13 protein-coding genes are annotated in these 16,010 nt (G+C 39.7%); 11 read left to right on the top strand and 2 right to left on the bottom strand.

Annotation, left to right across the window (positions count from 1 at the left end; all coding sequences use genetic code 11):
* Positions 1-23: 23 nt before the first annotated feature.
* Positions 24-992 carry a diacylglycerol/lipid kinase family protein gene (locus BLP87_RS04105; RefSeq protein WP_074461574.1) on the bottom strand — a complete coding sequence of 323 codons (969 nt, stop codon included), beginning with the start codon at positions 990-992 and terminating at the stop codon, positions 24-26.
* A 133-nt stretch (positions 993-1,125) separates the two neighbouring features.
* Between BLP87_RS04105 and glyA the strand changes: the two genes are divergently transcribed.
* From glyA to BLP87_RS04120, 3 genes are all read left to right on the top strand, one after another.
* Positions 1,126-2,364 (top strand): serine hydroxymethyltransferase, encoded by a 1,239-nt coding sequence (glyA, locus tag BLP87_RS04110; protein WP_027209305.1) that lies wholly within the window; start codon positions 1,126-1,128, stop codon positions 2,362-2,364.
* 804 nt (positions 2,365-3,168) lie between these two features.
* Positions 3,169-4,494 carry a glycoside hydrolase family 3 N-terminal domain-containing protein gene (locus BLP87_RS04115; protein ID WP_083334468.1) on the top strand — a complete coding sequence of 442 codons (1,326 nt, stop codon included), beginning with the start codon at positions 3,169-3,171 and terminating at the stop codon, positions 4,492-4,494.
* 578 nt (positions 4,495-5,072) lie between these two features.
* Positions 5,073-6,020: a hypothetical protein gene (locus tag BLP87_RS04120; protein ID WP_074461575.1), complete on the top strand. Its 948-nt coding sequence runs from the start codon at positions 5,073-5,075 to the stop codon at positions 6,018-6,020.
* Positions 6,021-6,090: 70 nt separating this feature from the next.
* Here the strand turns inward: BLP87_RS04120 and BLP87_RS04125 are convergent, their stop codons facing one another.
* Positions 6,091-6,618 (bottom strand): hypothetical protein, encoded by a 528-nt coding sequence (locus BLP87_RS04125; RefSeq protein ID WP_074461576.1) that lies wholly within the window; start codon positions 6,616-6,618, stop codon positions 6,091-6,093.
* A gap of 184 nt (positions 6,619-6,802) precedes the next feature.
* Here BLP87_RS04125 and BLP87_RS04130 point away from each other — a divergent pair, with 184 nt between their 5' ends.
* From BLP87_RS04130 to BLP87_RS04165, 8 genes are all read left to right on the top strand, one after another.
* The gene (locus tag BLP87_RS04130) at positions 6,803-7,036 is read left to right on the top strand and encodes a hypothetical protein (RefSeq protein WP_176756601.1); all 234 of its coding nucleotides are present in this window, start codon (positions 6,803-6,805) and stop codon (positions 7,034-7,036) included.
* A gap of 342 nt (positions 7,037-7,378) precedes the next feature.
* Positions 7,379-7,921: a hypothetical protein gene (locus tag BLP87_RS04135; protein ID WP_026666965.1), complete on the top strand. Its 543-nt coding sequence runs from the start codon at positions 7,379-7,381 to the stop codon at positions 7,919-7,921.
* Between the two features lie 2 nt (positions 7,922-7,923).
* Positions 7,924-8,610 carry a polyphosphate polymerase domain-containing protein gene (locus BLP87_RS04140; protein ID WP_034461916.1) on the top strand — a complete coding sequence of 229 codons (687 nt, stop codon included), beginning with the start codon at positions 7,924-7,926 and terminating at the stop codon, positions 8,608-8,610.
* A gap of 30 nt (positions 8,611-8,640) precedes the next feature.
* On the top strand, positions 8,641-9,327 hold the full coding sequence (locus tag BLP87_RS04145; protein ID WP_074461578.1) for a DUF4956 domain-containing protein: 687 nt from the start codon (positions 8,641-8,643) through the stop codon (positions 9,325-9,327).
* A 26-nt stretch (positions 9,328-9,353) separates the two neighbouring features.
* Positions 9,354-10,994, top strand: a complete 1,641-nt coding sequence (locus tag BLP87_RS04150; RefSeq protein WP_026654394.1) for a CotH kinase family protein — start codon at positions 9,354-9,356, stop codon at positions 10,992-10,994.
* Positions 10,995-10,997: 3 nt separating this feature from the next.
* Entirely contained in the window at positions 10,998-12,431 is a 1,434-nt protein-coding gene (locus BLP87_RS04155) for an MBOAT family O-acyltransferase (protein WP_026654395.1), read from the top strand.
* Positions 12,432-12,445: 14 nt separating this feature from the next.
* Positions 12,446-13,666, top strand: a complete 1,221-nt coding sequence (locus BLP87_RS04160) for a DHHW family protein (RefSeq protein ID WP_026666966.1) — start codon at positions 12,446-12,448, stop codon at positions 13,664-13,666.
* Position 13,667: 1 nt separating this feature from the next.
* Positions 13,668-15,974 carry a glycosyltransferase gene (locus tag BLP87_RS04165; protein WP_051199199.1) on the top strand — a complete coding sequence of 769 codons (2,307 nt, stop codon included), beginning with the start codon at positions 13,668-13,670 and terminating at the stop codon, positions 15,972-15,974.
* Positions 15,975-16,010: the final 36 nt, after the last annotated feature.

A 16,010-nucleotide genomic window follows, 5' to 3' on the forward strand; every position in this document is an offset into this window, starting at 1 on the left:
TTTTGATTCTTTTGACATAAAAATTATGTCATCAACTTAAGTTTTTGCTTAAGACATTCCAGTGTTATATCGTCTGATTTTACCGATACCTCTCCGTCTGTGTGAACCCACATGGGAATGAGCGTCTTTATACGTATCTTTGAAGTTCTGTATTTGTACACACCCTTAAAGTAGTAGTGAAGTCCAAAGAAAGAGAACGGAAGAGCGAGCATCATCATGGCTCTTTTCATATCGCCTACAATGCACAGGTCAAATTTTCCGTCGGTAAGCTTTGCTTTGGGAGCGAAGTTAAATCCGCCACCTTCGTAGCGGTGTATCATTGATGCGATAAATAAGAAATGCGTCAAATGCACCTGCTTACCGTTTTCAAATTCGATGTCACACGGTATCTTATCGGCTTTTATGAGCTGTTTTATCGCGATCATTCCGTAGGTCAGCTTTCCGAGACCTATTTTATTAAGGAAATTCTTTGTTCCGGATGAGAGAGCTTCTTCACATACGGCAGCATCAAATCCAATACCTGAGCTTACGCCGAAATATCTGACTTTATCGGGCGTTGTTTTACAAAGTCTGGATATGGGCTTTGTCATTGAGCCGTAGGTGAGCTTTCCTATATCAAGGGTTCTGATAACTTTTCCGTCTATGATGCGCTCAAGAAGGTCGTCATATTCTTTCGGATAATTCAGATCTCTTGAGAAATCATTGCTTGAACCAAGAGGAACGTAGCCGACAATTACTTTTTCAAAATCGGTGATTCCGTTTATTGCTTCATTGAGGGTTCCGTCGCCGCCAAGTACGATCACTTTTATAGGAAAATCCTCTTTGTCTGCGGCTGCGATGAACTGTGACATCAGTTTGGATGCGTGTCCCGGACCTTCGGTGAAGACGGGAGTGTATTCTATTCCCGCAGAGATAAATTTATATTCGAGTCCGGTCCAGATATCTTTTCCTTTTCCGGATCTTGCCGATGGGTTGATTATACAGTAATACATACGAGTCCTCTGTTAAAAAAATAATTAATCCCCAACATTATAGCATTTTTTTTGTATATATGGTACGATATGCAAGATGTTGCTTTAACACATTAAATTGTCGAATTTAACCTATTATTTCGGAGGAGTTGAAATGTATTCATTGGATGAAGTCAGAAAGATTGATCCTGAGATCGCTTCATTGATTGAGGCGGAAGTAGAGCGCCAGAATAACCACATCGAGCTTATCGCATCAGAGAACTGGACAAGCAAGGCTGTTATGTCTGCAATGGGAAGCCCGCTTACAAATAAGTATGCAGAGGGATTACCTGGAAAAAGATATTACGGCGGATGTCACGTAGTTGATGAAGTTGAGAAGATTGCCATTGAGAGAGCAAAAGAGCTCTTCCACTGCGATTATGCAAATGTTCAGCCTCATTCAGGTGCACAGGCTAATCTTGCGGTTCAGTTTGCTCTTTTACAGCCCGGTGATACCATCATGGGTATGAATCTCAGCCAGGGCGGACATCTTACTCACGGAAGCCCGGCTAATATTTCAGGAACATATTTCAAGGTTGTTCCTTACGGAGTTGATGATAACGGAGTGCTTGACTACGAAGAGATGTACAAACTCGCTGTAGAGCACAAGCCCAAGCTTATTATTGCAGGTGCATCTGCATACTGCAGAACAATAGATTTCAAGAAGTTCAGAGAAGCTGCTGACGCATGCGGAGCAATCCTTATGGTTGATATGGCTCATATCGCAGGTCTTGTTGCTGCAGGCGTTCATCCAAGTCCTTTCCCTTATGCGGATGTTGTTACAACAACAACTCATAAGACACTCAGAGGACCCAGAGGAGGACTTATCCTTTGGAATCAGTCTGCTCAGGACAAGTTCAAGATTAACAAGGCTGTATTCCCCGGAATCCAGGGTGGCCCTCTTGAGCATGTTATCGCAGCTAAGGCTGTTTGCTTCAAGGAAGCTCTTTCTCCTGAATTTACAGAGTATGCAAAGAATGTTGTTGCAAATGCTAAGGCTCTTTGCGACGGACTTATGAAGAGAGGCGTTAAGATCGTATCAGGCGGTACAGACAACCACCTTATGCTTGTCGACCTCACAAACTTCGGCCTTACAGGTAAGGAAGTAGAGGCTTGGCTTGATGATGCTCACATCACAGCTAACAAAAATACTATCCCTAACGAACAGCAGTCACCTTTTGTAACAAGCGGAATCCGTCTCGGAACTCCTGCTGTAACAACAAGAGGAATGAACACAGAAGATATGGATCAGATTGCTGAAGCCATCGCCGTTGTCATCAAGAACAAGGGTGAGAAGAACGATGAGGCTCGCGCTATCATCAAGAAGCTCACAGATAAGTATCCGCTTGATTGATACATACAGATAAGAATAAGATAAAGATTGAAAACCATGTAGCTTTATACGGCTACATGGTTTTTTGGTTTCTCCATCTATTTGATTGCATTTATGATTGAGATTTTGATTATATTGTCAAAAAATAAAATAAGATATCATAAATTATTTTATGGAAAATTGTCGGCATTTTTTAAATGTGCGACAATTTTTTCTTTTATACGGCTCTTTATTGCTGGGATTTCTTGGACGGCAAATGAATATGCAGAATTGATTGTAATGTACATACAATTAAGAATATACACAGAATATTTGACAATTATAAATAAAATATCAAAATAAATAAAGAAAAAATATAAAATGTCTTGACAAATTAATGCCCTATAAATATAATGGAGTCAGATAAAGAAAAGGGAATTAATATAAAGAATACTTCTCCTGAGAGTTCTTTAGATCGAAAGAGCAGGGAGAAAGAATAGGAGGTACGGTCCAAAGGGATAGTTAATTAAAATATTCAGGGAAAGGATGGTACAGACCACCAAAATATTTTGAACTAACTAATTAGGTATTGTTTAGGATTTTAATTAAAGTTCAGCTCTTCCGGTACATGATTCGTGGTTTTTCAATATTTAATTCTTGAGCCACAGCATCTGAATGCAAAAATGAATGGAAAGATAGTAGCTGGGAAATTGGAGGACAGTCCATTGGACATGGAAAATTTTAGTTCAGAAGAGTACTCGGTATAGGGCAGAAGCAGGTAAAAAGATGAAGCTTCTGCCCTTTGATTATGCATATTTATGTGTTAAAATAATGGGGAAGAAATAAATGAATAATGGGGATATGAGTGTAATGGATGAGCAAGTTTTAGATGAAAGAAGACTTGAGAGGAGACGGAGAAGAAGGCGAAACCAGAGGATAGCTTATTTGATTTTGGCAGGAGTAATGGTAGTTGCATCTGCCCTGATTTTCATAACGGTATATTCCCTAAATAGAGTATTTAAGTTTGTTAAACCAAACGGAGGAGATCTTGTTGCGGCTGCCGAGATGAGCTCGGAGGAAGTTATTATCGAAAGTCCGGGTGCATCGGGAGGAGAGACATCGCAGACGCAGGAGATGTCGTATGATGATCTGCTTGATGACAGTATTGATACAATCATCGAGGGGATGAGTTTGGAAGATAGGGTTGCGGGACTCTTTATCGTAACTCCCGAACAGCTTACGGGAGTGTCTACAGCCGTCAAGGCAGGGAGCGGAACACAGGAAGCTCTTATGAATTATGCTGTTGGCGGAATGGCTTATTTTTCAAAAAATATTAAAAATGAAGATCAGATCACAGAGATGCTGGATACAACTTCTTCAATGAGTAAGTATCCCGTGTTTACTTTGGTTGCGGAAGACGGAAGCAAGAACGGCGCGATTTCTTCAAATCTCGGTATTGAAGGCGTAACAGATGTTACCGATTCCGATTCTGCGAGAGATAATGCGAAAGCAATTGGAAGTGCCATGTATAAGTATGGCTTCAACTTCAATATCTCACCTGTGATGGATTCATCAAGTAATGATAAGGAAGAAAAGGACTTTAATAAGGTTAAGGATATAGCGGTATCTTTTTCATCGGGTCTGAAAGACGCAGGAATGACTTCATGTCTGAATGCTTTCCCTGCTAAGGTCGATACGTCGCATGGAAAGACTGAAGTGGAAAAGAGTGTAACGGATCTTGAATCTTCTGAGTACAAGATATTTGAGGAAGCTGTAAAAAATGATTCCGTGAATGCAATCATGGTTACGGGTGCTTCTTATCCCAATGTGGACGGAGACGACACACCTGCATGTCTTTCGGAGAAGATGGTTACGGGGCAACTCAGGGATCACCTTGGATTTGACGGTATCATACTTACGGATGCACTTAACACTTCAGCGATAACAAAGTTTTATTCGGCGGATGAAGCGGCAGTTGCGGCAATTAAGGCAGGCGCCGACATGATATATCTTCCGGAAGATTTCAAGAAGGCATACGAGGGCGTCAAGAAGGCTGTTGCGGATGGAACGATATCCGAGGACAGGATCAATGAATCTCTCAGAAGGATCTACAAGATCAAGTATGCAGGACGCGTTGATATGATCATGGATAAAAAAGATAATGTGCAGTAATGTGGACCAATCAAAGGCTGTACCGTGACGTGAGTTATGGGTACAGCCTTTTTGTTACGCTCTGCTCCAAAGCCATCCGCTTGGAGGTAGTTGCTTTTCACCGTGCGGCAATAAGGCGGATTTTCTTGTAGTTGCGTATGTTGATATTCAAGGCATAAAAAGATTTAAGCTTCCATTCTTCGCTCCAAAACTCGCCCATAGATGGGCTCAAACAGTTGGAGCGAAAGCAGAATGAAATCTTAAATCTTTTTATTGCTCTTGAATATGGCAACATACTTAAATACTGCGAAAATCCGCCTTATTTCCGCACGGTGAAGTTTCTACATTTCTAAACGGATGGCTTTGGGGCAGGGCTGTGTATGAAGAGCTATAGTAACCAATGGCGTGAGGAGGCGTAAGGCAGTGTTATCTGAAATGGATACACAGCAGCACTCTATAATTTTATAAAAAGGCTATTAAATCTAGTCAATAAATATTTCTTTTTACGTTTTGACGGAGTACAATGAGGGTGCAGAATAGTATGTAATCTTTGCACTGAAATTCGCGGTGATATACCGGTGCAAAGTGAAGGAGGTAATATGGCAGATTTAAGTATTAATAGTCAGATATCTAATTCGCTGAATTCATCCGTAAATGCACGTGGTATTGAACCTCAGAAAACGGCAGATGCAAAGAGCATTGATACTCAGAATAGGAATACCGATGACGGCAGACAGAATGCGACAAAGGAAGCGGCGTCTAAAGCAGAGGAAGTCAGAACATCGGAATATGGGCCTATTATAGCGAAATCCGGTGATGGTGATACAGTTCGTGTAAAGAATGAAAAGTCAGACCTTAGAGCGGATGATAAGGAAAATTCAAAAGCCCTCTACGATGTCAATAAGGCAGCGAATGACAGGAGGGAAAAAGAGGTTGTTCCCAATATAGATCTTCCCGAGAAAAAGAAGGATGATGCTGCTGTTGATGCTCAGAAGCGGGAACAGAAGATTGAAGATGATGCAAAAGAAAATATAAGAGCAGAAGCAAAAACCGAAGCAGAAGAAGCGAAAGAAGCTCCAAAGTATGAGCAGAAGAGAAGCAAGATAGATCTCACGGATAAAGGTGAGAGAGAAAAAATGGCAAAGAAGGCTGCCGAGAGTGCTAAAAAGCAGTCTATTGAAGAGACCAATCCCGGACTCGTTGACAGAAAGAATCAGGAAAAGATCGCACAGGCCGGTTCAAGTGCTTATGCCGGTTATACGGATGCGCAGTTGCAACAGATGTACTTAAGGGGAGATGTGTCCCAGATTGAGTATAATGCAGAGGTTGAAGCAAGAGATGCTGCAAGGGAAGCAAGGCTTGAAAGTGCTAACGAGAATTTTCGTAAGATCATAGAGGATGAGGCAGAGAGCAGGGAGATTGAGCGTACCGAAGATATGGTAAATACGATCCAAACGGGAGACGTTTTGGAAGGTGAAGGAACGGTGCCTCTTGAAGTTCGTCTTCAGGCGATACAGAATGCGGAAAATATGGTAGCATCCGGCTAAACAGCAGTTAAAAAGGTATAGACATAAACAAACAGCTCGGACCAAAAAAACGATCCGGGCTGTTATTTTTTTACCCAACTTTTCTATTTATAAGACTGCTTAGCGTTTCGTATATGCTGTCTTTATTTAAATAAATAAGATTTGCGACGATGATTCCGAGAGTCACCGTGATAAATAAGAAGTTTTGCCAGTGCATCTTGTATACCGTGTGGAAAAACTCTCTGTACATGACAGATTTTATGGTATATCCCAAAAAACCGATAGCAAACGGCGAGGTAACAAGTGTTTCAAGGTTTTTGGCATTCTTCATAACGGCCTTGAAAGCAATTGCGCATAAAAAAGCAACCAGGATATAGAGAAGAATTGAAACAACATCGAATACAGCCCATTTAATCATTGCTATATTGCCCGGTTTAATCCTGAAATCCTGAGGAAATGACAAAATGATACTTGAAATCGCATTGATCAGATTGTAAGCCCCGGCACAAAAAAGTGATCCGTATACGATCACCAGTTTATAAATGCTTATGGATTCCGGAACGTAGTCTGCGTCTGATGTAATTTCATTCAAATAGTTATTGCTGTTCATAATATCCATGTTTTTTCCTTTATATAAAGCACATAGTGCGTAAAAATTATTTGGGTTATATCCCACCTTGGGATTATCTATCAGCAGAAGGAGGTAATCCGATCGTGATAATCTCAAGATGGGTGGTAAAAGTATATATACAGAGTCGTTTGATCACCCCTAGAGTGAGACATCTGTTTAGTAAGTTATGGCAATGTCAGTACCGGTAGATAGGATAGCAGAGATACCGATATTCCCCGTTTTTGCGTCAGTAGTGATGCCACTTGATGAAGAAAGAGAGGACCCTGTAGATGCGGCATCTGAAGTTGATGCCAAAGCATCAACTCCGGAGAATGAAGAACCCGTATCTAATGAAGGGGTGGCATCCGAAGGGGATGCGGTATCTTCTATATTTGTGCCTGACTCGGATGTTTCTCCCGAAGACTGACATGCCATAAGCGTGAAAGCTAATGATGTTGCAACCAAAATTGCAAAAATATTTTTTTTCATATATCTAAACCTCCGAAACAATCGTGTATTAGTAGTGTTAATACAGTTATAACATGATTGCTTATGGGTGTCAACAAAGTAATTTATTTTTTTGCAATTTTTTTGTGGAGCCGCTGATACACTGAGAGAAAGGATGTGGTGTGAAAGAAATTTTAATAAGAAATTTAAAAAAAAGTAATTTTTTCAAAAAAAGTCTACCAAAACGGATAAAAATGATGTATACTTGTGAACGTTGTGTGGTAAGAATGTGTTTAAATTGTGAAAACGGTGGTATTTGTTAATGTTTACGAAAGAAAAACTGATTTTTGAATTACCAAAAGTGGACTATGATCTTTATTTTACTAAAGATTCGATCCTCTTCCTGGCAATCATCGTATCGATACTGTTTTCGATATGTATGTGTCTTTGGGGACACCGTTGTTTTAAGGTGATTGCTTCTATTCTTATTGCGACCGGACTTATGGCCGGAGGAATGATCGTATTGGAACCGCTTGTTCCAAGTCCGACACTTAAAATGTTCTTGCTTGTGCTTTTTGTCTTTATAGTAATGAGCTTATTCTTGGGCTTGTTATCTCTTATTGAAAAGAAGAGACGCGAAAAGGGCGAGGACAAAACAGGAATGAAGCGGATTATCCGCGCGATTGCACCAATTGTAGGAGCAGGAGTTATGTTTGGCGTTATATACACGGGTGTATACAGCGACATAATCGTGGATGCTTGCATCGCTGCAGTATTTGCAGTATTGGGCTACATTATCCAGATGTGCTCAAAGGGCGAAGATATTCAGTTCCGCACCTATGATGATATATATTACGGGAGGTGAATATGCTTGATGTAAGTAGAAAAGAACTAAAGTATATCATTGGAACAGATGAGATATACATTTATAAGAGCAAGCTTGAGAAGATCATGGACGCCGATCCGCATAATAGGGACGGCGGTGGTTATACAATAAGATCACTTTACTTTGATACATTCCATGATAACGATTATATGGAGAAGCTGGACGGACTCGATAAGAGACAGAAGATCAGAATGAGGATCTACGATGGCCAGACCAATATAATTAAGCTTGAGCTTAAAGCTAAAGAGGGCGATTTCCAGAGAAAAAGATCGCTTAGTCTAAGTCTCGAAGAGGCGGAGAGTATGATAGATGGGGACTATACTTTCTTATTGGAGAGACCTGAGCATTTAGCTCACGGACTTTATACTTTTATGAATACGAAGGGATATGTTCCTAAGTGTATCGTTGAATATGACAGAATGGCTTTTATGAACGAATTCAATGATATAAGAATAACGTTCGATATGAATCTTAGAGCGTTGGAAGATCCTTCACAGTTCTTTAAGGATGACATTGAGTCATACAGAGTTGCCGATCCTTCGGAAACAACAATGGAAGTTAAATACAATGGGTTCCTATTCTCATATATTAAGCAAACACTTGATATTGTAGACAAGCCCAGAGTATCAAACAGTAAATATGGTCGTTCAAGATCATTTGCAAAATAAAAGGAAAAACGAGAAAGAGAGAGTAAAAAAATGAAAGAGTATCTTTACACAGGACTATTGGACAAAGCAGGAAGTTTATCAATTCAGAATGTAATTCTTAACTTTGTAGCAGCATGTATTTTGAGTCTTATGATATACATCTCATACAGAGTATCTCATTCAGGAGCAGTTTACAGTCGTAAATTCAATGTATCCCTTGTTATGCTTGCACTTGTAACAACACTTGTTATGAATGTAATCGGCAATAACATTGCTTTGTCACTTGGTATGGTTGGTGCGTTATCAATCGTTCGTTTCAGAACAGCCATCAAGGATCCCAGAGACACAGCTTATATTTTCTGGGCAATAGCAATTGGTATTACTTGTGGTGTATCAGACTATATCATGGCAGGAATCGGAACATTCATCATCTTTGTATTCCTTGTACTCTTCGGTGTTGTAAGAGATAACGAGAGAATTATGATCGTTATGAAGGCAGAGGCAGACAAGGTAGAGGATATCGATAAGGAAATTGCTTCTTTCTTTGCAGGTAAAGCTGTCATGAAGCTTCAGAATGTCAACAAAGACAAGAATGCAGCAGAGCTTATCTATGAAATTTCAGAAACAATCCTTAAGAAGCGTGAGAAGGCTAACGGTTCATTTGTTCCTAATTTCTCTGCAAAAGTAGGAATCAAGTCAGTTAGTCTTGTAAGACAGGACGAAGAGATTAACCAGTAATTATAAAGAGTGAATGGGGCTACTAAATGCGTAAGAAAATTCATTTTAGTGAAAGAAAGGTTCTTATTGCCCTTTTTCTTCTTGTAATTGTGGTTATGGGAGTTTTGAGCATTTTTAGTTCGGATGAAAGCTTGAAGGAAAGAAATTCCGGAACATATGCAGAGCTTACTCCCGATTCATCAACTGAAGATCCGCTTCTTTATGTTAACAACGAATATAAAGTAAAAGCTGGTTTCCATACAAACCTTCCGATAGTCGTAATTTCAGTTGATAAAGAAATGCCTCAGTATAAGAAATACAGAGATGGACAGGAGATCCTTTCGGGTGATGATCCCTATGTAACGGGAAACATCAAGGTAATTGACGGCGGAACAGGAGACAATAATCTCTCAACCCCCGTTTCATTTAACAGTCAGATCCGTATCAAGATGAAGGGACATTCTTCAATCGGATACGATAAAAAACAGTATAAGATAAAGACCGTTTTGGCAGGCGGAGAAGAGAATAATTCAGATATCCTTGGAATGGGTAAGGGATCTGAGTGGGTTCTCAACGGAAGTATGGCTGATAAGAGCATGATAAGAAACTATCTTGCTTACAGGATTGCATCTGAGATTGATGGCAACAGCATGGCTCCCGACAGCAGATTCTGTGAAGTCCTTATGGAAAAGAACGGTGTTTATACGTATCAGGGCGTATATCTTTTTATGGAGACAATCTCAAGAGGAGATGAAAGAGTTAAACTTGACAAGTATAAGCCCAAAAACGTGTATTCAAGCTATATCGTAAGAAGAGACAGAAAAACATCTTCGGATGTAATGCTTGATACATATGGCAGACTTTCAGGAAAAGTTGAAGGCACTAATAAGCAATTTGATAACTGGATCGGTCTTAAGTATCCGTCTCAGTCTAAGCTTACTGATGCGACCAAAGAGTACATTGAAAAAGATTTTTCAAAAATGGAAAAAGTCATATATTCGGATGATTATTCAATATTCAGAACATACGATCAATATATTGATACACAGTCATTTGCGGATTATTTCCTGATAAATGAGTTTTTTGGAAACTATGACGCCGGTAAACATTCAACATACATGTATAAGAACTCGGGTGAAAAGCTTAAGATCGGACCTGTATGGGACTATGACCAGGCGATGAATAATAACCCTACTGTTGAGATGGATCTTGAAGATCTTGCGTTCCATACACGAGATATTTATACACAGATATGTAATGATAAGAAGTTCATGAAGCAGTTGAAGAGTCGATTTGCATATCTTCGCCAGTATCACCTTTCTGAGGAACACTTATTTGATGTTATAGATGAGACAACTGCGTACCTCAAGTCTGCACAGGTGAGAGAGTGGTACAGATGGGCCGATGATTATCTAGATCCTACAGATGATAATTCAGGTAATTATCATCTTGCATCATATGAAAAAGACGGTGTGACATTATCGAGATTTACGGATGACTATATGGATGAGATATATGTCATCAAGAATTTCATACAGAAGCACGGCAAGGTAATACAGGTTGACCTCGGATATATTCTTGATAGTGCCGAATATGACACATCGGTTGAGGGTATTAGAGAACTCTTGCTTATTGCAGCTTTGTTGTTACTTATAATTCCGTCATATCTGATTCAGAGAAAGGGGTAAAGAATGTTATTTTCCAGCATACCATTTTTGGTATATTTCTTCCCAATTGTGTTTCTGGGATATTATTTGCTCTCTTTTTCTAGGATGGCACAGAATATATGGCTATTATTAGCCAGTCTTTTGTTCTATGCATGGGGAGAGCCTGTTTACGTATTTCTTATGATCGGATCCATACTGTTCAACAGTATAATTGCGATCATTATTGAGAAAGTTGAAGATAGCAAGGTTAAGAAGGGATTGCTCATCACTTCGATAGTTGGAAATATTGCGGTGCTCTTTTTCTTCAAATACCTTGGATTTGTATTTGGAATAATTAACAGTGGTTTCAAGGGACTGTTGCCTGATTTGAAGATTGCACTTCCTATCGGAATCTCATTTTTCACATTCCAGGCATTGTCATATGTCGTTGACGTGTACAGGGGTGTGACAAAGGCAGAGAATCCTTTTTATGTAGGACTTTATATTGCATTTTTTCCTCAGCTCATTGCTGGACCTATTGTACAGTACAATACTATTGCAGAGCAGATCAGAGACAGAAAGAGCAGTATAGATAAGATTGCGCTTGGACTTTCACGTTTTGCAGTCGGAGTAGGAAAGAAAATCATAATTGCCAACAGTTTCGGTACGATCGCAGACAATGTATTTAACTGGTCCCGTATCGGTACCGATAAGCTTCCTGTTCCTGCTACACTTGCTTGGCTTGGATCAATCGCATACTCATTGCAGCTCTATTACGACTTCTCTGCATATTCAGATATGGCGATAGGACTTGGACTTTGCTTTGGATTTAAGTTTAAAGAGAACTTCAATTATCCATATATTGCCGGATCTGTTTCAGAGTTCTGGAAGCGCTGGCATATCTCTTTGACTGACTGGTTCAGAGAGTATGTATATATTCCTCTCGGAGGAAACAGAGTTGCAAACAGAGATACTATGGTAAGAAACCTTGCAATTGTATGGCTCCTTACAGGTATCTGGCACGGTGCGAACTGGACATTTATTATTTGGGGAATGTTCTTTTTTGTATTACAGCTTCTTGAGAGACTTTTGGATTTTGACAACCGTGTTCATAACACATTTTTAAAGCATGCATATACTTTGCTTATAGTTAATTTCCAGTGGGTAATCTTCAGAGCTGATGATATTTATCAGGCAGGACGTTTTTACCTTAATATGTTCGGAGCCAATAACAATGGTATATTGAGTGCAACAGCGTTTATGATGTTTAAGGAGTATTTGCCGGTATTCATTTTAGGAATTATTTTCTCAATACCGGTTATACCTATGATGAACAAGTGGTTCCATGAACATGAGGGTTCAGTTTGGCACAAGGTATACTCGATAGCATATCCGGTTCTTATGCTTGGGATGATTATAATTTGCGTGAGTTATCTTGTTATCGGAAACTACAATCCGTTTATTTACTTTAACTTTTAAGGGAAGGCGCCGTTATGAAATATTTTGTTAAAAAAAGAATATTTGCGGTAGTTTTCCTGCTGGCAATGTTTTCGTTTAGTGCCGTAAATATTTACTTGAATAAAGATGCTTTTATCAAAGAAGCAAACAAACATTTGAATGAACCCGACAAATTGCCCTCTGAGTTTGAAGAGGTCATGCAGGATGAGATTGTCGGTAAGAGACATTTTGTTGAAGCTTATGGTCTTACACAGAAGACTTTGGGTAAAAAAGAATTTAATTCTTTTGAATTTGTCAAAGACAATAATGGATTTCTTCATTACGCAGCATTTTATCGTGATGATGAAAAGAAAATTTTTGAGTGCGCGCTCAGAGTAAAGAGGCTTCAGAATTATGTGGAGAAGTACGGAACAAAGGTGCTCTTTGTTATGGCTCCTTCGAAGTACAACAGAAAGTACTCTGACTTTGAAATGGGGTTGCCGGTAAATAATCCCACTGAGGATACATATGAGATGATGATATATCTCAACAGACTCGGTGTTCCGAGTATCAATCTCGGAGAGGTTATTCCAAGTAAGGATATTCCTTATGAGCAGGCATTCTTTAAGACCGATCACCATTGGACCGTTCCGGCAGCATTCGAGGCTACAAAGGTAATGATCGATGAGCTCAATGACAGATATGGTGCAAATTTTGATCCTACAGGATTTTATTTGTCAGACAAGGCATATACTGTAAAGAAATATGAAGGTCATATGCTTGGATCAATGGGAAGAGATACCGGAATAGCATATTCCGGACTTGAAGATTTTACAGCTCTTCTTCCTAATTTTGACGGTCATTATAAGAGAACTTACATAATGGATGATGAGGAGACTTTGGAAGGTACATATTCGGAGACTCTTTTGGATATGGATGTTCTTGAGCCGGATATTGATTATTATGAGGATTCACAGTATTCACTTTATCTTGATCAGGTTACAAACCTTGAAAATATTGAGAATTTTGATAATCCTGACGGACCAAGTGTACTCATGATAAGAGATTCATATTTTGGACCTGTAATTCCTTTCATGGCACCTATGTGTAGCAAACTTGATGCTATATGGGCTTTGGAAAAGATGGACGACATGAATGTAGGTGAGTACATTAAGAAACAGTATGAGAGTGGGGAAAGATACGATTATCTTATAGTCGAATACTATCCTCATAACATCGACGAAGAAGCTTTCAAATTCTTCCGCGGAGATAACTAATATGAAAATTAAGATTTGCTTTTGGATAAATACATTTTTTTCTGTGCTGTATCTGGTCTGGAGAATATTTTTTACAATTCCGTTCAGAGCAGGTGCGTTGTCGGTAGTATGCGGCGTTATTCTCCTTGTTTTTGAAGTGCTTGGTATGGTAGAGGCTCTCATTCACTTTATGAACATGCATACATCGCATGATTATAAAGTTCCCGATGTGCCGAAGGACAGATTTCCTCACATAGATGTTTATATCTCTACATACAGTGAGGAACCGGAGCTTTTATACAAGACCATTAATGGCTGCAAAAATATGGATTATCCCGATAAGAGTAAGGTGCATATCTATCTGTGCGATGATAACAGAAGACCCGAGATGGAAGAGCTTGCCAAGAAGATGGGCGTAAACTATCTAAAGCGTGCCAATAATATTGGTGCGAAGGCGGGTAACCTTAACCACGCTCTTGCAAACTCCACATCTCCTTACGTTGTTACATTCGATGCTGACATGATACCTCAGAAGAGGTTCCTTATGCAGCTCGTACCGTATCTTGTTGATGCGGAGATGAAGAATGAAGGAAAGAGTGAGGAAGATAAGGTAAAGATCGGCTTTATCCAGTCTCCTCAGAACTTTTACAATCCTGACCTGTTCCAGTTTAATCTTTTCTCAGAAAACAGGATTCCTAACGAACAGGATTATTTCTATAAGGATATTCAGGCTGCCAGAACTAAGAGTAACAGTGTTATTTATGGTGGCTCAAATACTATTATTGCTAGGGAAGCTCTTGAGAGCATTGGAGGTTTTTATACAGAGGCTATTACAGAGGACTTTGCTACAGGTATCCTGATTCAGAGAGCAGGCTTTGTCTGCCTTGGAACAAGCGATCCTTTGGCTTCAGGTCTTTCGCCCACAGATATTCCTAACCTTATCCAGCAGCGTATCCGCTGGGGACGAGGTGTTATTGCAACAGGAAGAAAGATGCACATATACACTGCAAAAGATCTTTCTCTTTCTCAAAAAATGAATTACTGGGCATCAATTTGGTATTGGTATTCACCGGTTAAAAGACTTGTATACATGATATCACCTATCTTGTACGCTGTTTTCGGATTTACAATATTCAAATGTACCCTGCCGCAGGTATTGGCATTCTGGCTTCCGATGTACCTGACTTCAAATCTGGCTTTGAGCCAGCTCTCAGGGAACGTCCGCTCTAATAAGTGGACGGGCATATATGAGACTATCATGTTCCCTTATATGCTTCTTCCCATAGTTTTAGAGACTTTCGGAATTACTCTTAAGAAGTTTAAGGTTACGGCAAAGAGTCAGCTCAGTGGCAAGCAGCACTACGAGCTCTATATGATCCCGTTCCTGCTTCTTATAGCACTTTCGTTGTTTGGTATATTCAGATGTGTAGCTGTAATTTTCGACAGTTCATCGTTTGGTCCGGGAGTAGTTTTATTCTGGATGATCATGAACCTGTACTATATGGTCATGGCTGTTCTGTTTATTGACGGACGTGTTGCGTACAGAAGAACAGAGAGAATTCCTTTGGAAGTTCCTTGTACATTTACTGTTGACGGTGAAGAGATCCAGGGTACTACAGTTGATATTTCAGAAGAAGGTCTTTCGGTTCAGTTCGACAAGCCATATTATATCAACGAAGAAGCTATGGTTCCTGTAAGTCTTAATTGGGAGAATTGCGATACCAATGTTCTTACAAAGCTTGTTTATGTAAAGAGACACAAGAACACATGGCGCTATGCTATGGAGATCATTGATTACAAGGATAGCTACAATGATTGGCTCAACCTTGTATTTAACAGAATCCCGCCTCTTCCGTCTGAGATCATCAAAGACAGCGGAAGTTACGACGATATCCTGCTCAATACCAAGAAGAGACTCGATCCTCCTACATTCCAGAAGAGAATCTATCCGAGAGTGCTTCTTAACTATGATGCAACTGTACTCGGAGAAGGTGAGAGCAAGGTTCGTGTAAAGAACTTCAACTATGCATGCGTTAACCTGGCTATTTCAAAGGGACCTAAGAAGATGATGATAAAGCTCTTTGACGACGTTATCTTTGACTGTACATTCCAGTTTAAGAGCCGCGGAGAGAACTGCATCTATACTATCAACAACATGCAGGAGATAATCAAGGATAAAGAGAAGTATCACAAGTTCCTTGACTTTGTTGTTGAGAATAATGCTATAGCCAGAGGCGAAGCTAAGGCTGAGCAGATTGAAAAAAACAGAATGATAAAAGAATATGAGAAGAAGAGACTTATCGTATTCGATGAGATGAATTACGTATAAGATTACCATCAATTTCACAATTCACCATAACGGGCT

This window comes from Butyrivibrio hungatei, assembly GCF_900101605.1.
Taxonomy (GTDB): Bacteria; Bacillota; Clostridia; order Lachnospirales; family Lachnospiraceae; genus Butyrivibrio; species Butyrivibrio hungatei_B.